This window comes from Streptomonospora nanhaiensis (genome assembly GCF_013410565.1).
Classification (GTDB): domain Bacteria; phylum Actinomycetota; class Actinomycetes; order Streptosporangiales; family Streptosporangiaceae; genus Streptomonospora; species Streptomonospora nanhaiensis.
The window spans coordinates 5,926,755-5,946,590 of sequence record NZ_JACCFO010000001.1 but is presented as its reverse complement, the minus strand read 5'-3'; the positions used below and the strand labels follow the sequence as shown (position 1 = coordinate 5,946,590).

The 19,836-nt window shown below is 75.8% G+C and carries 19 protein-coding genes; 6 read left to right on the top strand and 13 right to left on the bottom strand.

What is annotated here, in order from left to right:
- On the top strand, positions 1-807 hold the full coding sequence (locus HNR12_RS26175) for an IclR family transcriptional regulator (RefSeq protein ID WP_179770039.1): 807 nt from the start codon (positions 1-3) through the stop codon (positions 805-807).
- Positions 808-942: 135 nt separating this feature from the next.
- Here the strand turns inward: HNR12_RS26175 and HNR12_RS26170 are convergent, their stop codons facing one another.
- The 3 genes from HNR12_RS26170 to HNR12_RS26160 form a co-directional block, all read right to left on the bottom strand.
- Positions 943-2,214, bottom strand: coding sequence for an FAD-dependent oxidoreductase (locus HNR12_RS26170; protein WP_218902055.1), 1,272 nt, complete (start codon positions 2,212-2,214; stop codon positions 943-945).
- A 47-nt stretch (positions 2,215-2,261) separates the two neighbouring features.
- Complete coding sequence (locus HNR12_RS26165; protein WP_217782434.1) at positions 2,262-3,536, bottom strand: MFS transporter; 1,275 nt, start codon at positions 3,534-3,536, stop codon at positions 2,262-2,264.
- 425 nt (positions 3,537-3,961) lie between these two features.
- Complete coding sequence (locus HNR12_RS26160; RefSeq protein ID WP_179770037.1) at positions 3,962-4,453, bottom strand: hemerythrin domain-containing protein; 492 nt, start codon at positions 4,451-4,453, stop codon at positions 3,962-3,964.
- Positions 4,454-4,575: 122 nt separating this feature from the next.
- Between HNR12_RS26160 and HNR12_RS26155 the strand changes: the two genes are divergently transcribed.
- Together HNR12_RS26155 and HNR12_RS26150 are read left to right on the top strand one after the other, a co-directional pair.
- On the top strand, positions 4,576-4,926 hold the full coding sequence (locus HNR12_RS26155) for a winged helix-turn-helix transcriptional regulator (protein ID WP_179770036.1): 351 nt from the start codon (positions 4,576-4,578) through the stop codon (positions 4,924-4,926).
- 141 nt (positions 4,927-5,067) lie between these two features.
- On the top strand, positions 5,068-5,916 hold the full coding sequence (locus HNR12_RS26150; protein ID WP_179770035.1) for an SDR family oxidoreductase: 849 nt from the start codon (positions 5,068-5,070) through the stop codon (positions 5,914-5,916).
- A gap of 57 nt (positions 5,917-5,973) precedes the next feature.
- Here the strand turns inward: HNR12_RS26150 and HNR12_RS26145 are convergent, their stop codons facing one another.
- The 10 genes from HNR12_RS26145 to HNR12_RS26100 form a co-directional block, all read right to left on the bottom strand.
- A complete protein-coding gene (locus HNR12_RS26145; RefSeq protein WP_179770034.1) occupies positions 5,974-6,924 on the bottom strand; it encodes a dihydrodipicolinate synthase family protein in 951 nt (316 codons plus the stop codon).
- Between the two features lie 49 nt (positions 6,925-6,973).
- Positions 6,974-8,182, bottom strand: a complete 1,209-nt coding sequence (gene larC / locus HNR12_RS26140; protein WP_179770033.1) for a nickel pincer cofactor biosynthesis protein LarC — start codon at positions 8,180-8,182, stop codon at positions 6,974-6,976.
- Entirely contained in the window at positions 8,179-8,961 is a 783-nt protein-coding gene (larB, locus tag HNR12_RS26135; RefSeq protein WP_179770032.1) for a nickel pincer cofactor biosynthesis protein LarB, read from the bottom strand. Before larB ends, larC begins: the two co-directional genes overlap by 4 nt.
- A complete protein-coding gene (gene larE / locus HNR12_RS26130) occupies positions 8,958-9,863 on the bottom strand; it encodes an ATP-dependent sacrificial sulfur transferase LarE (protein WP_179770031.1) in 906 nt (301 codons plus the stop codon). Before larE ends, larB begins: the two co-directional genes overlap by 4 nt.
- Positions 9,860-10,999, bottom strand: coding sequence for an Ldh family oxidoreductase (locus HNR12_RS26125; protein ID WP_246425803.1), 1,140 nt, complete (start codon positions 10,997-10,999; stop codon positions 9,860-9,862). The genes larE and HNR12_RS26125 overlap by 4 nt, the downstream gene beginning before the upstream one ends.
- A 62-nt stretch (positions 11,000-11,061) precedes the next feature.
- Entirely contained in the window at positions 11,062-12,318 is a 1,257-nt protein-coding gene (locus HNR12_RS26120) for a DUF362 domain-containing protein (RefSeq protein ID WP_179770029.1), read from the bottom strand.
- Entirely contained in the window at positions 12,315-13,835 is a 1,521-nt protein-coding gene (locus HNR12_RS26115; protein ID WP_179770028.1) for a tripartite tricarboxylate transporter permease, read from the bottom strand. Before HNR12_RS26115 ends, HNR12_RS26120 begins: the two co-directional genes overlap by 4 nt.
- A 9-nt stretch (positions 13,836-13,844) precedes the next feature.
- A complete protein-coding gene (locus HNR12_RS26110) occupies positions 13,845-14,414 on the bottom strand; it encodes a tripartite tricarboxylate transporter TctB family protein (protein WP_179770027.1) in 570 nt (189 codons plus the stop codon).
- A 130-nt stretch (positions 14,415-14,544) separates the two neighbouring features.
- Positions 14,545-15,603 (bottom strand): tripartite tricarboxylate transporter substrate binding protein, encoded by a 1,059-nt coding sequence (locus HNR12_RS26105; protein WP_179770026.1) that lies wholly within the window; start codon positions 15,601-15,603, stop codon positions 14,545-14,547.
- A 109-nt stretch (positions 15,604-15,712) separates the two neighbouring features.
- Entirely contained in the window at positions 15,713-16,360 is a 648-nt protein-coding gene (locus tag HNR12_RS26100) for a GntR family transcriptional regulator (protein WP_179770025.1), read from the bottom strand.
- 195 nt (positions 16,361-16,555) lie between these two features.
- Here HNR12_RS26100 and HNR12_RS26095 point away from each other — a divergent pair, with 195 nt between their 5' ends.
- From HNR12_RS26095 to HNR12_RS26085, 3 genes are all read left to right on the top strand, one after another.
- Entirely contained in the window at positions 16,556-17,704 is a 1,149-nt protein-coding gene (locus HNR12_RS26095) for a mandelate racemase/muconate lactonizing enzyme family protein (RefSeq protein ID WP_179770024.1), read from the top strand.
- Positions 17,705-17,748: 44 nt separating this feature from the next.
- Positions 17,749-18,537: an SDR family oxidoreductase gene (locus tag HNR12_RS26090; protein WP_179770023.1), complete on the top strand. Its 789-nt coding sequence runs from the start codon at positions 17,749-17,751 to the stop codon at positions 18,535-18,537.
- Between the two features lie 187 nt (positions 18,538-18,724).
- A complete protein-coding gene (locus HNR12_RS26085; RefSeq protein WP_179770022.1) occupies positions 18,725-19,576 on the top strand; it encodes a fumarylacetoacetate hydrolase family protein in 852 nt (283 codons plus the stop codon).
- Positions 19,577-19,836: the final 260 nt, after the last annotated feature.

Here is a 19,836-nt window from a genome sequence, read left to right as displayed (position 1 = left end):
ATGAAGAACAAGCCTGCCTATGCGCTGGGGTCGGTCGACAACGTCCTGCTCCTGCTGCACCTGCTGCGCGACCAGGGCCGGATCAAGGTCAGCGAGGCCGCGCGGGAGCTGGGGATCGCCCGCTCCACGGCGCACCGGCTGCTGGCCATGCTCGTCTACCGCGACTTCGCCGTCCAGGACGACAACCACAACTACCTGCCGGGTCCGTCGCTGTCGTCGAGCTACGTGGGCGGGCCGCCCATCCGGGAGCTGCGCCGGATCGCCCAGCCGCACATGGAGGCCCTGTGCGCGCGGGTGCGGGAGACCGTCAACCTGGCGGTGCGGGTGGGCGCCGAGATCCGCTTCCTGTCCAGCGTGGAGTCGGCGCAGGTGCTGCACGTGGGCGACCGGCGCGGCACCAGCCTCCCCGCCCACCAGGCGTCGGGCGGCAAGGCGCTGCTGGCCGAACTCCCCGAGGAGCGGCTGCGCGAACTGTACGCGGTCGCCGGGGACGGCGCGGGCGAGGGGCCCGGCGAGGGCGGCGGGGCGGGGCGTGTGCCCCTGACCCGCGCCCAGTGGACCCGCCTGCGCCGCGACCTGGCGGCGGCCCGCGCGCGCGGCTACACGCTCAACATCGAGGAGACCGAGCAGGGCGTGTCGGCGCTCGGGGCGGCCCTGCACAACGGGCGCGGGTTCGGCGTGGCCGCGCTGTCCGTCTCGGTGCCCTCCGCCCGGTTCGGCGGCGACCGCATCGAGTCGTTCATCGCCGAACTGCGCCGCACCGTCGCCGACATCGAGCCGGAGCTGGCCGACTTCCCCGAGGCGTAGCGCGGCCGTGCCGCGCCCCCGGCGGAGCGGCACGGCCGCCGGGCGGCGGGCGGCCGCGCCGTGCGGACCCCCACGGACGCACGGCGCGGAGCCCAAGGGCGGCGCGCGCCTCGTACGGGGCGGGCGCCGCCCGGATCAGCCGGCCCCGGGCAGGTGGGCGTCCTGGCGCACCAGTTCCCGGCGCACGCCCGCGGCCTCGGCCGTGCCCGTGTCGGCCGTGAGGGCGGCGGCGACACCGGCGGCGTGGCCGGTGGCGAACGCGGCGCCCATCACCCGGACCGAGCCCCCGGCCACGCGGTCGGCGTCCATGCAGCGCCCCGCCGCGAACAGGTTGGCGGTGTCGGCGCTGCACACCGCGCCGAAGGGGATCTCGTAGTAGCCGTCGTCCTTGATGAAGTGCCACTCCGCCGGGAGCCCCGGGCCGGGGTGGTACTCCACCGGCCATCCGCACAGTGCGACGGCGTCGGGGAACCGGGCCGCGCCCAGCACCTCCTCGCCGCTGAGCCGGTAGCGGGCCTCCACGTGGCGCGACTCCCGGGTGCCCAGCTCGGGGCCGGTGCCCACGAGGTAGGCGTCGCCGCAGCCCGGCAGGGTGCGCAGCGCCTCCAGGTAGGCGCGCGCCTGCCGGCGCGCGTGCGCCTCGGCGCGGCTGGTGTCGCGGGCGTCGCGCGCGTCGTAGCCCTCGTCCACCACGAACGCGATGACGTCGCCGGAGATTGGCATGCGCGCGATGAGGCCGTGGTCGGAGATCAGCGGGCCCACCCCGTCGGCGCGGGCCGCGCGCACGGCCGCGCGCAGCGTGTCGCGGGTGACCTCGGCGTCGGCGGGCACGCCGCCGAAGCGCACGCCCAGCGACCCGTTCTGCACCCGGCCGCCGTTGCCGTAGCGCACCGCCGCGCCCGCCCGGACGGCGAGGTCGGCCTCGCCCGAGGCGTCCACGAACGCGCCGGCCGTGACCTCGTGCAGTCCGGCGTGGTCGGCGAGCACGGCCGAGACGACGCGCCCGTCCTCGCGGCGGGCGTCCAGCACGGTGCTGTGCAGCCGCACCTCCACCCCGGCCCGCGCGCAGACGTCGTCGAGCACCCGCTTGGCGGTCTCGGGGTCGAACACCACGGTGACGGCGGTGTACCTGCGCGGCTTTGACACCGCGCCCTCGGCCCGCAGCCCGGCCAGGACCTCTTCGGCCACACCCCGGATGACCTGTTCGTGGGGCTCGGCGCGGGTGTAGATCCCGCAGTAGGTCACCACGTTGCGCAGGGTCCCGGCCCCGCCCAGGCAGGGGCCGCGCTCCACCAGCAGGGTGCGCGCCCCGGCGCGGGCGGCGCCCACGGCGGCGGCCACGCCCCCGGCGCCGCCGCCGGCCACCACCACGTCGTAGTGCTCGCCGCTGTCGATGCCACCGATCACCTCGGCCGCTCCTCTCGTTTCCATCCCGTCATCGGACCTTCCGCGGTTCACGTCCGCGCCGCCCGCGCGGTGTCGGCGCCGGCCCCGGCGCGGGCGTCCGCGTTGGCGGGCGCCTGCTCGCGGACCAGCAGCATCACCGCCGCGCCCACCAGCGGGCCCACGGCCAGGGTGACGAAGGCGGCGTAGAAGGAGCCGGTGTGCTGGTAGACCGCGCCCACGACCACCGGCACGATGACCGAGCCCAGCTGCCACACCGCGTTGGTGGCGCCCGCCGCCGACCCGGCCAGGGCCCGCCCGGCCACGTTGGGGATCATGGTCACCATCAGCGGAGAGTAGATGTAGGCGCCCAGCCCCAGGAACGGGGCCACCCACAGGAACGCGGTGGCACTGTCCATGGCGCCGAACACCAGCAGTGTGGCCGAGAAGAACGCCAGCACCACCACCGTGGGCAGCCGCCGGCCCTTGCCGATCAGGTCGGTGACCAGGCCGATCAGCGGCTTGCCGATGACGGCGGTGAACGCGAACACCGCCACAACGGTCCCGGCCGTGACGGGGTCGACGCCGTTGCCGTCGACCATGAGCGTGTTGGACCAGGTGATGAACCCGTAGGTGCCCCACAGGCCGCCGAACCCGGCCAGGCCCAGCAGCAGCAGGTCGCGGTTGCGCGCCATGGGCCGCAGGTCGGGCAGCGCGGCGGAGCGCCCGCGCGCGGCGGCCGGCCCGGTGTCGCCGTTGCGCACGAGCACGTAGCAGGCCACGGCGACCGCGATGGAGACCCCGCCGAAGAAGTGGTAGGAGGTCTGCCAGTCGTGCCACTGGATGAGGCGCGGCACCACGGTGTTGGCCACCACGGTGCCCAGCGAGGTGGCGGTCATGAAGACGCCCATGGCCATGCCCCGGTCGCGCTCGCTGAACCAGGTGGAGATCAACTTGACGCCGGCGGAGTAGTCCGCGCCGGCGAACAGGCCGATGACGGCCTGGAAGGCGATCCCCATGGCCGCCGAGGTGCTGGAGCCGAAGCAGACCATGAACACCCCGGCCGCGAAGAGCGAGGCGGACAGGATCGTGCGGCCGCCCAGCCAGTCGGTAAGGAATCCGCCGCCGGCGTTGGAGATCACGTAGCCGATGTAGTAGCCGGTGGCGAAGACGCCCAGCCCGGCCATGGAGACGCCCAGCGCCTCGCCGACCGACGCCGAGGCCGGGCCCCACGTGGAGCGGTCGACCGAGGTCATGGTGAAGGCCAGCCAGGCCAGGATGAGGATCACCCAGCGGTACGCCGGCGCTTTCGCGGCCGTGGCCGGCGCGCTGTGCGGTGCGGTCATGGTCGGGTCCCTTTCGCCACTCGCGCGGGGAAGCCGCGCAGTCCGGCCGCCCCTCGGGGGCGGTCGCGCGCACGCCGAGCAGGGCGGCACCGCGCCGCTGGCCTGTGAAGTGCGAGGTCAGGCGCGGTGAGCGACATCACGCTACATCGGATGTAGCGCTTTGAGGAAAAACCGGCCGGACATTCTGCTCTCTGGAACAGGGGCGGCGGGCGCCCCTCTCCCATCAGCCGCCTCACGGCGGCCGCGTGCCGAGGGGCGGTGCGAGCGCGCGGGGACCGCGCGGCGGCGCGGGGGCGGAGGGACGCGGTGCGGCTCGGGGACACGAGCCGGCCGGCGGCGGGAGGCCGCCGCCGGGTGGCCAACGGGACACGGGGACGCCCCGCCCGGGCGCGCCCGGGCGGCCGGGCAGCGCCGGGGCGGCCGTCCTACCAGGTGAGGAACACCGGCCCCAGGACGTCCTCCTCGTAGTCGAGGTGCTCCAGGAGGTGGTCGGCCAGGGTGTCCAGGGCGGCGGCGAGGCGGGCGCGGGCCTGGGCGGCGGCGTCGCCCGTGAGGTCGCCGGCCGCCGCCTCCACCTCGTCAAGCAGGTCGGAGACCACGCGGTGGTCGGCCTCCAGGCGGTCCACGGCCGCAGCCAGGTGGGGCGCGGTCCGGCGGACGCGCGGGAAGACCGCCGCGTCCTCCAGCCCGTGGTGGTGGTGCACGAACCGGCAGAAGGCCAGGCAGTTGGTGCGCAGCTGGAACAGCGGCCCCTGGCTGCGCAGGCGGCTCAGCCCTTCGCGGATCTCCCCGGCGGGAGCGCCCCGGGCGGCGTCGGCGGCGAGCCGCCGGCAGGCGGCGAGGTCGCGGCGGAGCATGCCGTGCACCCACTTCAGCTCGTCCAGCAGCGGGTTGGGGGCGGTCTGGCTTTCGGACATGGCGATCCGGGGGTCCTTTCACAGCAGGGTGCGCGCCCGCACACAACACGGGGCGGCCCTTGAAGTCTCACCGGCCGGGGGCGCGGTTGCCAACCGCCGGGTTAGCAGCTTACTTTTGGTAAGTGACATCCTCCTCCGGTCCCGCCCACCCCGCCGACTGCGAGGTGTTCGCCCAGGTCCTCGACCTCGTCGGCCGCCGCTGGCTGCCGCTGATCCTGCTGGCCGGCGCCGAGGGCGCCCGCCGCTTCGGCGAGTACCGGCGCGCCGTCACCGGCATCTCCGACCGCGTGCTCTCCCAGCGGCTGCGCGAACTCGCCGACCACGGCCTGGTCGTACGCGAGGTCGTGCCCACCACCCCGGTCCAGGTCACCTACCGGCCCACCCGGCGCGGCCTTGACCTGCTCGACTCCCTGCGCCCGCTCATCGCGTGGGGCCGCGCCCACTCCGTCACCGGCCACCGCGCCTCGGCCTGACCCGGCCGCCCCGCCCGCCCCCGCTCCCCCGGCGGCCGCGCGCCCGGACCGGCTTTGACGCGCGCCGTTTCGGGCAGCCGCCTCTGCGACGCCTTCCGCGCCCCAGGGGCGCGGCCGAGCATCCGAAGGGAAGGGAAGCAGATGTCCGAGACGCAGACCGGTGCCGCGCCGTCCGTCCAACCGCCCGACCAGTTCGGCGACTACCCCCGCACGGCGGTGGTCACCGGCGGCGACAGCGGGATCGGCCGCGCCACGGCCGTGCGGCTGGCCCAGGCCGGGTTCGATATCGGGCTGACCTACCACTCCGACGAGGAGGGCGCGGGCATCACGGCCGAGGAGGTCCGCGCGGCCGGGCGGCGCGCCGAGGTGCGCCGCCACGACCTCACCGACCCGGTGGCGGGCTCGCGGGTGGTCGACGACCTCACCGAGGTGCTGGGCGGCATCGGCGTGCTGGTCAACAACGCGGGCCGGGGCACCAGCCAGGGCCTGCTCGACATGGACTACGACCTGTGGCGGGCCACGCTGGCGGTCGACCTCGACGCCCCGTTCCTGTGCTCCCAGGCGGCGGCGCGGCACATGCGCGACGCCGGGCGGGGCGGGCGCATCGTCAACGTCACCAGCGTGCACGAGGCCTATCCGCGCATCGGCGCGGGCCCCTACTGCGCGGCAAAGGGCGGCCTGCGCATGCTCACCCGCACCCTGGCGCTGGAGCTGAGCCTGTACGGCATCACCGCCAACGCCGTGGCGCCCGGCGAGATCGCCACGCCCATGACCGGCCAGCACGAGCAGACCCCCGAGCAGGACACCCGCGCGGGCTACCCGCTGGCCCGGCCCGGCGACGCCCGAGAGGTGGCGGCGGCCATCGCCTTCCTGGCCGACCCCGCCGCCTCCTACATCACCGGCGCCACGCTGTTCGTGGACGGCGGCATGACGATGATGGGCCCGCAGGCCGGCGGTGCCCTGGACAGCCCCGAGTGGCGGGCCGGCTGAGGGCGCGGGCGCGCGCCCGGCGGGGCGGTGCCGCTCCGCCCCGCCGGGCCCGGCCCCTCAGCGCGCGAGCGGGCTCAGCCGCGCGCGCCCGTCCCTGCGGGCCAGGCGCTCCAGCAGCAGGTCGACCTCGGCGCGGGCCGCCGCCGACAGCGTGGCCGCCGGGGCGCGCTGGGCCTCGTGGTCGAGGATTCCCCGGCGCGCGAAGACGTACTTGCGCACCGCCAGCCCCACGCCCGGCTGCTGCTCGTAGCGCAGCAGCGGCAGGTGCGCGTCGAACAGGTCGTGGGCGGCCTCGCGCTCGCCGCGCGCGGCCAACTCCACCAGCTCCACGAGCATGTCGGGGAAGCAGTAGCCGGTCATGGCGCCGTCGGCGCCGCGCTCGGTCTCGAAGTCCAGGAACAGGCCGCCGTTGCCGCACAGGATCGACAGCCGCCGCATGGAGCCGTCGCGCTCGAACCCCCGCAGCGCCGAGATCTTCTCCAGCCCCGGCCAGTCCTCGTGCTTGAGCATGACGCAGCCGGGGTTCTCCGCCACGATCGCGCGGATCACCTTCGGCGTCATCACCACCGAGAACGTCAGCGGGTAGTCCTGGATGACGAACGGCACGTCGGGCCCGATGGCCTGGGCCGCGTTGCGGTAGTAGGCGGTGATCTGGTCGTCGGTGCGCAGCGTGTTGGGCGGCGCGATCATCACCCCGGCGGCGCCGGCGTCCATGACGGCGGCGGTGAGCGAGCGCATCGCGGCGAACCCGGGGGCCGACACCCCCACCACCACGGGCACCTGGACCCGCCGGACCACGCGGGCGGCGATGGCCACCGCCTCGTCGTGGGCGAGCTTGGGCGCCTCGCCCAGCTGGCCCAGCACGGTGATGCCGGTGACACCGGAGGCGGTGTAGAAGTCGGTGAGCCGGTCCAGCGACGTGGTGTCCACGGCGCCGTCGGGCGTGAAGGGGGTGGGCGCGATCGCGAACACGCCGCGCGCCGAACTCGTGATGGGCGAACCGGGCAACGGGGCCTCCTCAAGGACCGATGGGATCGGGAACGGGGGTGCGGGGGTGTCAGCCGGGCCCGGGATCGGGGCCGGGACCGGCCGTGCCGGGCGGCGCGGCGCCGTCCTCGGCCGCCGACCGCGCCAGGGCGCGGCGCACCACGGTGCGCAGCGGCAGCCCCAGGGCGCGGGCGGCGCGGGCCGCGTCGTCGTACTCGGGCTTGGCGTGCCAGGGCCCGTGCTTGACGCGGACGGGGTGCCCGCCGACGTCGACCGTGGTGGTGCGGCGCGGCAGCGCGACCCGCCCCACCGATATGCGCCGCATCCCCAAACTGCCGGTGTGGCGCAGCAGCAGCGCCTCCACCTCGGCGGCCCGGCCGGGCCGGCACAGCGCGTGCACGGTGTGGGCGGGGCGGCCCTTCTTCATGACGATCGGGCTGGTCCAGGCGTCCACGGCGCCGCCCTCCAGCGCGGCCGCGACGGCGTGCGCCAGCTCCTCGCCGGTCGCGTCGTCCACGTTGGTCTCCAGCACCACCAGCGGCTCCTCCGCGCCGCCGCCCCCTGCGCCGACCGGCTCGCCCAGCACCGCCTGGAGCACGTTGGGCCGGTCGGGCAGGTCGCGGGTGCCCGCGCCGTAGCCGGTGCGCACCGGGACCATCGCCGGGGGCGGGCCGTAGCCGGCGGCCACCGTGCGCAGCAGCGCGGCGCCGGTGGGGGTGACGGTCTCGGCCGCGATGTCGGCGCCGGTCACCGGAACGCCCGCCAGCAGCGCGAGGGTGGCCGGGGCGGGGGCGGGCAGCCGCCCGTGTGCGGTGGCGACCGTGGTGCGGCCCAGGGTGGGCGGGGCCGACACCACCTCCTGCACGCCGAGCAGGTCCAGCGCGGCGGCGGCGCCCACGGTGTCGACCACGGTGTCCAGCCCGCCGATCTCGTGCAGGTGGACCTCGGCGGGGTCGGCGCCGTGCAGCCGCGCCTCGGCCTCGGCGATGGCGGTGACGGCCGCGGCGGCGGTGCGCGCGGCGCGCTGGGGCCGGGCGCGGTCGATGTGGTCGAGCAGGACGCGGGCCGGGCGGGCGGTGGCGGTGTCGGTCACCGCCACCTCGGCCTTGGTGGCGCTGATGCCGCGCTTGAGCACGGTGCGCGCCTCCAGCCGCCAGCCGGGCAGGCCGGTGGAGGCGACGGCCGCGCGCACCTCGTCCAGGGGCGCGCCCAGGTCCAGCAGGGCGCCCAGCAGCATGTCGCCGGAGATCCCGGCGAAGGGGTGCAGCCACAGGATCACGCGGCGCCTCCCGTCCCGCCGGCGCCGGCCGGACCCGCGCGGTGCGGGCCGCCGCCCGGGCCGGCCGCGGCGGCCATCGCCGTGGCCAGCCGGTGGGCGGCCATGGCCGCGCCGAACCCGGAGTCGATGTTGACCACCGTGAGCCCGGCCGCGCAGGAGCTGAGCATGGCCAGCAGGGCGGTGACCCCCTCCAGGCCCGCGCCGTAGCCGGTGGAGGTCGGCACGGCGATCACCGGGTGGGCCACCAGCCCGCCGACCACGCTGGCCAGCGCGCCCTCCATGCCCGCCACCACGACCACCGCGTGGTGGGCGGTGACGGCGTCGACGCAGTCCAGCAGCCGGTGCAGCCCGGCCACGCCCACGTCGCGGTACACGTCCACCTCCAGGCCCACCGCGCGGGCCACGGCCGCCGCCTCGGCGGCCACCGGCCAGTCGGCGGTGCCGGCGGTCAGCACGGCCAGCCGGAAGCCGCGCGGCGGGGCGGGCCGCCAGGCCAGCAGCCGCGCCTGGGGGTCGTAGCGGCCCGCGGGGTGGGCGGCCAGCACCGCCTGGGCGGTGTCGGGGTCGGCGCGGGTGGCCAGGACCGGGCCGGTGGCGTGGGCGAGGAGTTCGGCCACGATCGCCACCACCTCCTCGGGCCGCTTGCCGGGGGTGTAGACGCACTCGGCGACCCCCTGGCGGGCCTCGCGCCGGGTGTCGATGCGGGCGAACCCGAGGTCGCGGTAGCCGGGGTCGCGGGCCCGGCCGTCGGCGCTTCCGCCTGCTCCGGTGCCGCTCACCGCCGTCCTCCCGCGGCCCGCCCTGCCTCCACCAGCGGCAGCAGCGCGTTGAGCCGCCCGCTGGCGAACCCGCCCAGGTCCAGCGCGCAGAAGGCGAACCCGCAGGCGCGCACCGCCGGCTCGACCACCGCGCGCAGCCGCGCCGCCCGCTCGACCTCCCCCTCCGGCACCTCGACGCGGGCCAGTGTGCCGCCGGCGTGGGCGCGCACCCGCACCTGGGTGAACCCGTGGCACCGCAGCGCCGCCTCGGCGGCCTCCACCCGCGCCAGCACCTCGGGGGTCACGGGGTCGCCGTAGGCCACCCGCGAGGCCAGGCAGGGCGCCGCCGGTTTGGCGGCCACCGCCAGGCCCAGTCGCGCGGCGGCGGCGCGCACCATGGCCTTGGTGAACCCGGCGTCGGCCAGCGGGGTGACGGCACCGCGCCCGGAGGCCGCGCGCAGGCCCGGGCGGTGGTCGCCGAGGTCGTCGAGGTTGGTTCCCGTGGCCACGGCCGCGCCCAGCCGCGCCGCCAGCGGGGCCAGCGCGTCCAGCAGCGCCGACTTGCAGTGGAAGCAGCGGTCGCCGCCGTTGGCCACGTAGTCGGGGCGCTCGCCCTCGTCGGTGCAGACCTCCAGGTGGGCGATCCCGTGCTCGGCGGCGAACGCGCGGGCGGCCCGCCGCTCGGCGGCGGCCAGGCTGGGCGAGACCGCAGTGACGGCCAGCGCGCCCTCGCCCAGCACGTGGTGGGCGGTGTGGGCCAGCAGCGCGGAGTCCACCCCGCCCGAGTAGGCCACGACGACGCGCCCGTGGGCGGCCAGCGCCGCCCGCAGCCGCGCGGTGGCGGCGTCGACGGCGGCCGCGGCGGGGGCGCCGCTCTCGGCGCCGGTTCCGGCGCCGCCAGCCGTGCCGGCGGGGGCGCTCACCGCGCGGTCCCGGGCTCGGCGGCGGGCGGGGCGGCCGGTGCGGCCGGGCCGTCCAGGACCGCCCAGGAGTCGGCGGGCAGGCCCAGCGCTCCGGCCGTGGCGCGCAGCTCGGCGCGCACCTCCGGCGAGAGGGGGATGCCGTGGGCGCGGCGGTGCTCGGCGCGCTCGGCCTCGGGTTCGCCCGGCAGGTAGACCCGGCGGTGGCCCTCGGCGGCGGGCAGGGCCGCCAGTTCGTCGGCGAGCGCGGCCACGCGCGCGGTGAACTCCTCCGGCGGCGCGAACACCCCGGGCGCCAGCGCCAGGAAGAAGTGCCCCAGGCCCTGGGGCCGGTCGGGGTTGTTGTAGAGCTGGGGGATGTGCGGGCCGTAGTGGGCGCCCGACAGCAGCCCGGAGAGCACGTCGACCAGCAGCGCCAGGCCCGACCCCTTGGGGCCGCCCAGCGGCAGCACGGTGCCCGCCAGCGCCGCGCCGGAGTCGGTGGTGGGGCGGCCCTCGGCGTCCAGCGCCCACCCCAGCGGGATGTCCTGGCCGTTCTTGTGCGCCAGGATGATCTTGCCCTTGGCGACGTGGCTGGTGGCCATGTCGAACACGATGTCGGCGCGTCCGGGCGGCGTGGGCACGGCGTAGGAGAGCGGGTTGGTGCCGAAGAACGGCTCCTTGGCGCCCCACGGCGCCATGGCGGCCGGGGCGCTGGTGGTGGCGAACCCGATGAGCCCGGCGCGCGCGGCGGTCGCCGTGTAGTGGGCGAGCATGCCGCAGTGGTTGGAGTTGCGCACGGCGACCATGCCCACCCCCGACTCCTCGGCCTTGGCCACGGCGGTGCGCATCGCCTGCTCGGCGGCGACGATCCCGTGCCCGTTGCCCGCGTCCACCAGCGCCGACACCGGCGTCTGGGTGAGGGTGCGCGGCTTGGGCCGGGCGGCGATCAGCCCCTGCCCCAGCCGCTCGACGTAGATCGCGGTGCGGCTGACCCCGTGGGAGTCCACCCCCCGCAGGTCGGCCTGCACCAGGTGGTCGGCGACCGTGTCGGCGTCGGGCCCGGTGAGCCCGGCGGCGGTGAAGATGCGCGCGACCAGGTCGCGCAGTCCGGCCGGGTCCACGCCCGGTCCGTCGGTGGCGCCGTTGGCGTCCGGCATGCTCACGTCCCCGCTTTCGTCGTCGTTTCCCGCCGCGCCGGCCCCTCCGGGCCGGCGCCTCGTCACAGGACCAGCCGTCCCCGGGCGTCGAACTCCGGGCCCGGCCGGCGGTCCAGCACCTCGATGTCCTCGGCCGCCTCCACCTCGGCCAGCACCGCCTCCGACACCCACATCTCGTCCAGGGCGAGGGTGTTGTCGATGACGGCCATGCGCACCAGCGCCTCGTCGGCGGGCCGCAGCATCCGCCCCATCGCGTCCAGCAGCGCGGCGTCGTCGGGAAACGTCATCGGCACCGCCGCCCGCTGCGGTCCGCCGCTGGTCAGGCAGTTGAGGTAGGTGGCCTCCCGGTCGATGGCGGCGGCCAGGCGCTCGGTGGTGAAGTCGGCCAGCCCCACCCCGGTGGCGTTGCCGTGGGAGTCGGGCGACAGGTCGAGCACGCCCAGGCAGCGGATGCGCGGCCGGTCGGGCTCGGCCATGCCCTCCAGCCGCAGCCGCCCGATCACGTTGGTGTCCATGCCGCAGCCGCTGTAGGTCTTGCCCATCTCGCGCACGACGAGGGCGTCCAGGTCGTCCACGGGCAGCCGGGGCAGCAGCGCGCGGGCGCGCTCCAGCAGCTCCGGCTCCCGGTCGGCGAGGCGGTCGGCCGGCACCGCCTCCACCACCGACAGCCGCTCGTAGGGGTCCTGCACCAGGGCGACGCCGCCGATGACGGGCAGCCGCTCCAGCACCACGGCGCTGATGGCCGCGATGGCGTCGACCATGTGCGCCCAGCCCAGCCGGTGCACCATCGCGGCGCCGCGCGCCCGGCCCGCGCCCACGGTCAGCATCTTCAGCAGGCCGCTCTCGTGCGGGCCGTGGAAGGAGGTGTGCGGCTTGACCCGGTTGACGGCGACGATCGCGTCGGCCGCCGCGGCCTCCGCGGCGAAGTACACCGGCAGTCCGGGCAGCGGCGGCCCGGTCTCGCCGAGGTGGACCACCCGGTCCGAGCAGCTCACCGGCGCGCCGACGGCCCGCTCGGTGACACCCAGCGCGGCCAGGACGTCCCGCTGGCCCTGGGCGGTGCCGCCGCCGTGGCTGCCCATGGCCGCAAACAGCACGGGCCGCGCGCCGGCGTCGGCGACCGCGCGGGCCACGGCGGCCAGCACCTCGGCGATGCCGTGGATGCCGCGGCTGCCGGCGGTGACGGCCACCGTCGCCCCGGCGCCGACCCCGGCCCCGCGCAGCAGCGCGGCGGTCTCGGTGTAGGCCCGGGCGGCCGGGTCGGCGAGCGCGGCCGAGGGCAGGCGGCGGCGGATGCGGGCCAGCGGGACGCCTCTCACGCCTCGACCTCCGCGTTCCGCGGCACGCTGCGCCGCATCCGCTTGGCCAGCACCGGCGCCAGCAGGGACATGAGGATCAGGCCCAGCAGCACCAGCGACAGCGGCCGGGACAGGTAGTAGCCGAGCACGTCGCCCTGGGCCATCACCAGCGACTGGCGCACGCCCTTCTCGGCGATGGCGCCCAGGATCAGGCCCAGCACGATCGGCGCGGGCGGCACGCCCACCTTGCGCATCAGGTAGCCCACCAGCCCGGCCACCAGCATGACCCACACGTCGGCGACGCTGTTGTTGACCGCGTAGGTGCCCACCACGCACAGCGCCACGATGATCGGCACCAGCACCGACATCGGCACCCTGGTGGCGATGACGAAGTAGCGCGCGCCGACGATGGCGATGATCCCCATCAGGATGTTGGCCAGCAGGAACCCGAGCATGATCGCGTAGGTGGTGTCGGCCTGCTCGGTGAACAGCGCGCCGCCGGGCTGCATGCCGTGGATGAGCAGGCCGCCCAGGATCACCGCCGTGGCCGAGCTGCCGGGGATCCCCAGGGTGAGCAGCGGGATCATGGCGCCGCCGGTCACCGCGTTGTTGGCCGACTCCGCCGCCGCCACGCCCTTGATCGAGCCGCGGCCGAACTCCTCCTTCTCCGCGCCCTTGGAGAACCGCTTGGCCTCGTTGTAGCCGACCCAGGAGCCGATGTCGCCGCCGGCGCCGGGCAGGATGCCGACGAACACGCCGATCCCCGAGGAGCGGACCACGGTGCCCGCCATCCGCTTCAGCTCGGCCAGGGTGGGCAGGGCGCGGCCGCGCAGGCCCTTGGTCATGGCCTCGGTGGCGCCCTCGCGCCCCTCGGCCAGGATCAGCACCTGCGACAGCGAGAACAGGCCGATCAGCGCGGGCACCAGCTCGATCCCCGACTGGAGCGCGGTCGTGCCGAAGGTGAAGCGGGGGTAGCCGGTGAGGATGTCGATGCCCACGGTGGCCAGCAGCAGCCCCAGCACGCCGGCCGCGAACCCCTTGAGGAGCGAGCCGGCCGACAGGCTGCCGATGATGAGCAGGCCGAACACGGCGAGCAGGAAGTACTCGGGGGCGGAGAACGCCAGCGAGACCTGCGCCAGCGGCGGGGCCAGCAGCAGCAGCGCGAACGCGCTGACGACGCCGCCGACCATCGAGGCGATGGCCGAGACCGCCAGCGCCTTGGCGCCCTTGCCCTGGCGGGTGAGCTGGTAGCCGTCCAGCGCGGTGGCCGCGCCCGCCGGGGTGCCCGGCGTGTTGATCAGGATGGCCGAGATCGACCCGCCGTAGGTGGCCGAGGTGTAGATGGCGGCGAGCATGGAGATCCCGGCGACCGGGTCCATGCCGAAGGTGATGGGCACCAGCAGGGCGATGCCCATGGTGCCGCTGAGGCCGGGCAGGGCGCCGATGACGATGCCGCCGACGACGCCGGCGGTGATGGCCAGCAAAACCTCGACGGTGAACAGGTTGGCCAGGGCGTCGAGGAACAGCGCGGAGTCCATGGCGGCCCCCTACTCGAAGAGCATGCCGGCGGGCAGCGGCACGCTCAGCTCGTAGGCGAACAGGAAGTGGATGAAGGCGACCACGCCCACCGCCACCCCGGCGAACACCCGCCAGTCGCGCACCCCGTTGAACCACAGGTGCGCCAGCAGGTAGAGGCCGGTGGCGGCGAGGAAGCCGGCCACCTCCAGCAGCGCCACGTAGGCCACGATGATCCCCAGGGCGATGGCGGGGCGGCGCAGCACCGCCGGGCGCCAGTCGCCGTCGCCGGCGCCCTCGGGGTCGCGCGCCTCGGCCGCGGCGGCGACCGCGTCGGCGTCGGGTTCGGCGGAGGGGGCCGTGTCGGTGCCGCCGGCCGGGGGCGCGGGTTGGGCGGGCGCGCGCCGGCCGCGCACGGCGATCGCGGCGCCCAGCGCGGCCAGCGCCAGGAGCACGCCGCGCGGCCAGGCCGCGGCCTCGGCCGACAGCCCGAGGGTCGCGGCGAGGAAGACGGCGGAGAGCACGACCAGGACCAGGCCCAGGACCGTGTCGGGGGTCAGCGGCCGCCGCCGGGGCGGCCGTGTCGGGGTTGACGTCTGCACGGGGTATCAGCTCCTCACGCGGCCCCGGTGGTGGCGGGCCGCAGGCGGGCGGGCGGCGGGGCCGCGCGGGGCGGGCCGTCCGCTGGGGTGCGGGGCGCGGCGGCCGCGGAGCAGGGCGGCGCCGCGGGTGTCAGACCGCTTCGGGGCCCCAGATGTACTTCTCGCCGAGACGGCGGGTGGACTTGTCGTCGCGCTTGAGCATGCGGGCGTAGTCGTCGGGGGCCTTGTAGTCGACCTCCAGGCCCTGGCTGCCGAGCTGGTCGATGTGCTCGGGGTTGTTGATGGCCTTGCGGCAGGCGGTGCTGAGGGTCTCCACGATCGTGGGGTCGAGCCCGGCGGGTCCGGCGATCCCGCGCGAGGACCACGACTCCACGCCCTCGAACCCGGCCTCGGCCATGGTGGGCACGTCGGGCAGGTAGGGCGAGCGTTCCTTGCCGCCCCGCATCACCGCGACCACCTTGACCTTGCCGTCCTCGTGCTGGGACATCACCTCGCCGACGTTGGCGAACACCACGTCGGCGTTGCGGCCGAGCAGGTCGGAGATGCCGTCGGAGGAGCCCTCGTTGTGCAGCACGCTGAAGCGCGTCCTGTAGCGGTCGCTCAGCGCCAGCGAGGCGTAGTGGTCGTCGCTGCCCACGCCGGTGGAGGTCACGATCAGCGGATGCTTCTCGGCGTAAGCCATCAGCTCCCCGATGTCGGAGAACCGGTCGTCGTCGGGGTGCACGGCGATCGCGCCGTAGTCGGTGACCTGGTTGGCGATGGGCGTGAAGGACTCCACCGACACGTCGGTCCGGCCCAGCCGGGGGTCGAGGTAGCCGGTCATGAAGTTGGGCGAGTTGATGAACCCGATGGTGTAGCCGTCGGGCTCGGCGCGCACGATCTCGTTCCAGCCGGCCCACCCGCCGCCGCCGGGGCGGTTGACGATCTGGATCTGGGCGCCCAGCTCCTCCTCCAGGAACGGCTGGAGGATGCGGGCGCCGACATCGGTTCCGCCGCCGGGCGCGTAGGCGATGATGACCTGGATGGGGCGCTCGGGGTAGCCGGCGCTCGCGGCGCCGTCGGCGGTGCAGCCGGTGAGCAGCCCGCCCGCGCCGGCGGCGCCGACCAGGCCCAGGCCCAGTCCGCTGACGCGCAGGAACCGGCGGCGGCCGATCGCCGGTGGCACCGGCGTTACCTTGTTTTCGGGCATGCCAAATCTCGCCTCCTTGGGGAACGGCACACCGGGGGCAGTGGGCCTGCGGAAAGGCGGCGCGGTCGGCGGAGCGGTCCGGGGCCGTTTGGGTCCCGGCGCCAGGGCTTCAGCCCTGGGTCCGCTTCCGCTGCTGCGCGAGGAACTTGATCATGGTCTCCTCACCGGCGCGCAGGTGGCCGATGAGTGCGTCGCGGGCCGCGTCCAGGTCCTTCCTGCCGATGGCCTCGCAGACGTCCTTGTGCTCGTTGACGACTTCGCGCATCCGGCCCTCGTAGCCGGGCGCCAGGTAGTGGCGGATGCGGTTGATCTGCTTCTCGTTGATGGCGTAGAAGCGGATCAGCCGGGAGTTGCCGGTCAGGTCGACGATCCGCTTGTGGAAGGCGTGGTCGCGCGCCAGGTACTCCTCGTAGGGCCCCGGCGGCCCCGGCTGGGCGGCGGAGGCGAAGAAGCCGGCGAGTTCGTCGACGACCTCCTCGTCCCAGTCCCGCGCCAGGTGCTCCAGCCCGGCCGGCTCCACCAGCCGGCGCACCTGGTACAGCTCCCGGACGTCCTCGACGTCGAACCCGGCCACCGAGTAGCGGCCGCGCACGCGCACCGCCAGCCCCGCCGCCTCCAGGTTCTGCATGGCGTCGCGGATGGGCGTGCGGCTGACCCCCAGCACCTCCGAGAGCTGCCGGTCCACCAGCGGGGTGCCCGGTGGCAGTTCGCAGCGCACGATGGCGCCTTCGATCGCCTCGTAGGCGGTCTCGCTCATCCGCGAGCTCTTCAGGGGCCCGTGTGCACGCATCGGGGCTAGCGCGTCCATGTGACGCAAGGTACATTGCCTTCCGGACCACAACAAGGGCACATGGAATACCAAATTCCAAATACAGTGTCCCGCCGGCCGTCCGCGGCCCGCCGAGACCACCACCCGCGACTCCGCCGGCCGGCGGAAACAGGGAGAGTGCTGATGCCGGACCACGTAACCGTCTCCACCGTCGAAGCGCGCGTGGCGCGGGTCCCGCTGGAGCGGCCGACCTCGTTCGCCACCCGGCAGGTGACCGCGCGGGACTACGTCCTGGTGACCGTCACCGGCGACGACGGCGTGCAGGGCCGCGGGTTCTGCTACGCCGGAAGCAGCGGCGGCGAGGTGGTGCGCGCGGCCGTCACCGACCTGCTGGGCGCGGTGGTGCTGGGCCGCGACCCCCTGCTGGTCGAGCGGATCTGGGCGGACATGTACCAGGAGGCGCTGCTGCACGGGCGCACCGGCTCGGTCATGCGCGCCCTCAGCGCCCTGGACATCGCCCTGTGGGACCGCAACGCCCGCGCGCTGGGCCTCCCCCTGCACCGCCTGCTCGGCGGCTACCACGCCGAGTCCGTGCCCGCCTACGCCAGCGGCGGCTACTACCTCGACGGCAAGACCCCCGAGATGCTGGGCGAGGAGCTGGCCGGCTACGTCGCCGAGGGCTTCGGCGCCGTGAAGATGAAGGTCGGCCGGCTGTCCCCCGCCGAGGAGGAGGCCCGGGTCGCCGCCGCCCGCGCGGCCGTGGGCCCCGACGTGCTGCTCATGCTCGACGCCAACAACGCCTGGAGCGACCTGCCCACCGCCCTGCGCGCCGTGGAGCGCCTGGCGCCCTACGACCCCTACTGGATCGAGGAGCCGTTCAGCCCCGACGACATCGCCAACCACGCCCGCCTGGCCGCCGCGACGCGGGTGCCGGTGGCCACCGGTGAGATCGAGGCGGGCCGCTGGCGGCACAAGGAGCTGCTGGACCGCCAGGGCGCGGCCGTTCTGCAGACCGACGCGGCGGTGTGCGGCGGGATCACCGAGTTCCGCCGGATCGCCGCCACCGCCGCCTCCTACGGGGTGCCGGTGGCCCCGCACTGGTTCCACGACCTGCACGTCCACCTGGTGGCGGCCATCCCCAACTGCACGTTCGTGGAGTTCTTCCCCGACGACGCGGTGCTCAACTTCCGCCGGCTGGTCGACACCCAGCTGGCCGTGCGCGGCGGCCGCCTGGTGCTGCCCGACACACCCGGCCTCGGCTTCGCCTTCGACACCGAGGCCGTGGAGCGCTACACCGTACCGGGCACGGCCGCCGCGGTCGGCGCGCACTGAACGCGGCCCGGCGCCGCACAGCACACGACCCGAGGAGGAGCACGATGGTGGAAGCGAACACCCCGCGCCGCGCGGCGGTGGTCATGGCGGGCACCGCCGGCCTGGGCCGCGCCTGCGCGGCCCAACTGCTGCGCGACGGGGCGGCGGTGACCGTCTGCGGACGCGACGCCGGCCGGCTGGAGGAGGCGGTCACGGGCCTGCGCGACCTGGGCGAGGTCGCCGGCGAGCGCGCCGACGTCTCCGTGGCCGAGGAGGTCGAGCGGCTGGTCGAGGGCGCCGTCGCCCGGCACGGCCGGCTGGACGTGCTGGTCGTCAACGCGGGCGGCCCGCCCCCGGGCGACTTCGCCGACGTCGACCTGGCCGCCTGGGACACCGCCTACCGGCTCACCCTGCGCAGCGCGGTCACCGCGATCCGCGCGGCGCTGCCGGCCATGCGCGAGGGCGGGTTCGGGCGCGTCGTGATCATCGGGTCCTCCAGCGTGCGCCGCCCGCTGGAGGGGCTGGTGCTGTCCAACGTCTTCCGGCCCGCGCTGGCCGGGCTGGTGAAGTCGCTGGCGGTGGACCTGGCGCCCGACAACATCACCGTCAACATGGTCTCGCCGGGCCGCATCGACACCGAGCGCGTGCGCACGCTGGACGCGCGCCGCGCCGAGCGGCAGGGCACCGGCCCCGAGGAGGTGCGGCGCGCCGCCGAGGCGCAGATCCCCGCCGGGCGCTACGGCAGCCCCGAGGAGCTGGCGGCGCTGGTCGGCTTCCTGGCCCGGGAGGAGGCCGCCTACATCACCGGGCAGAGCGTGCTGGTCGACGGCGGCCTGGTGCCCGTCCTGCCCTAGCGCCGCCCGCCCAGGCGGCCGGCCGGGTCGGTCCGGCCCCACTCCCGCCCACCCCTCGGCGTCCCGGCCGCCGCTGCCGCCCCGGCGGCCGGGACGCCCGCCCCGCGGGAGCGCCCGCGCGCCACCGCACACCCGCCCACCCACGCCCGCACCGACCATCCGCCCCACCCCCGACCGAAGGAGACACATGTACCTCGCGACCGTCCGCAGCGAAGGCGGCGAGACCGCCGTGGTCGTCGACGGCGACCGGGGCCTGGCCGCCGTCGCCGACGTGGTCCCCGGCGCCCCCGCCACGGCGCTCGGCGTCATCGAGAGCGTCGCCGAACGCGACTTCGTCCAGGCGGTGCGCTCGGCGCCCGACTCCGCGTTCTCCCCCGTGGGCGACACCGTCTTCACCGCCCCCTACACCCGCCCGCGCAAGATCTGGGGAATCGGCCTCAACTACGTCGAGCACGCCTCCGACCTCACCGAGTCGGTGCCCGAGGAGCCCGCCTCCTTCATGAAGGGCGACCACACGATCATCGGCCCCGGCGACGCCATCCCGCTGCCGCGCCAGAGCGACCGGGTCACCGCCGAGGGCGAACTGGGCGTGGTGATCGGCCGCGAGTGCCGCGACGTCGGCGAGGACGCCGCGCTGGACCACGTGTGGGGCGTGTGCACGATCCTGGACCAGACCGCCGAGGACATCCTGGCCCGCAACCCCCGCTTCCTCACCCGCAGCAAGAACTTCCCGGGCTTCTTCTCCTTCGGCCCGGCGATCGTGCCGCTGTCGGAGGTCCTGGCCGCGGCCGGGCGCCTGGCCGACCTGGAGGTCGCCACCGTGCTCAACGGCGCCGACCACCGGGTGAACACGGTGGCGCACATGCGCTACTCGCCGGAGTTCCTGGTGGCCTTCCACAGCCAGGTGATGCCGCTGTTCCCCGGCGACATCATCTCCACCGGCACCCCCGGCGCCGCCCACATCCGCCCCGGCGACGTCGCCGGCTGCCGCATCCCCGGCGTGGGCGAGCTGAGCAATCCGGTCGTGCAGGGCCCCTGACCCGCACGGTGGTGGCGGACGTCGATCTGCGCCACCACCGTCCGCCGGGCCCGGCGCGGGCCGGCACGGTGCCCCGGCGCGGACCCGGCGGCCCGCGCCGGGGCACCGTGCCGGTCGAGTAGGCGACCAGGCCGTTCCGGGGCCTCGCCGTGTGGCCGGCGCCGGAGGCGCACTGCGGCGCCGGGCGGAATCAGCCCGCCGCCGCTGCCTCGCGGGCCAGTACGGCGTGGGTCGCGAACAGGCCGGGGAGCTGCCGGCGG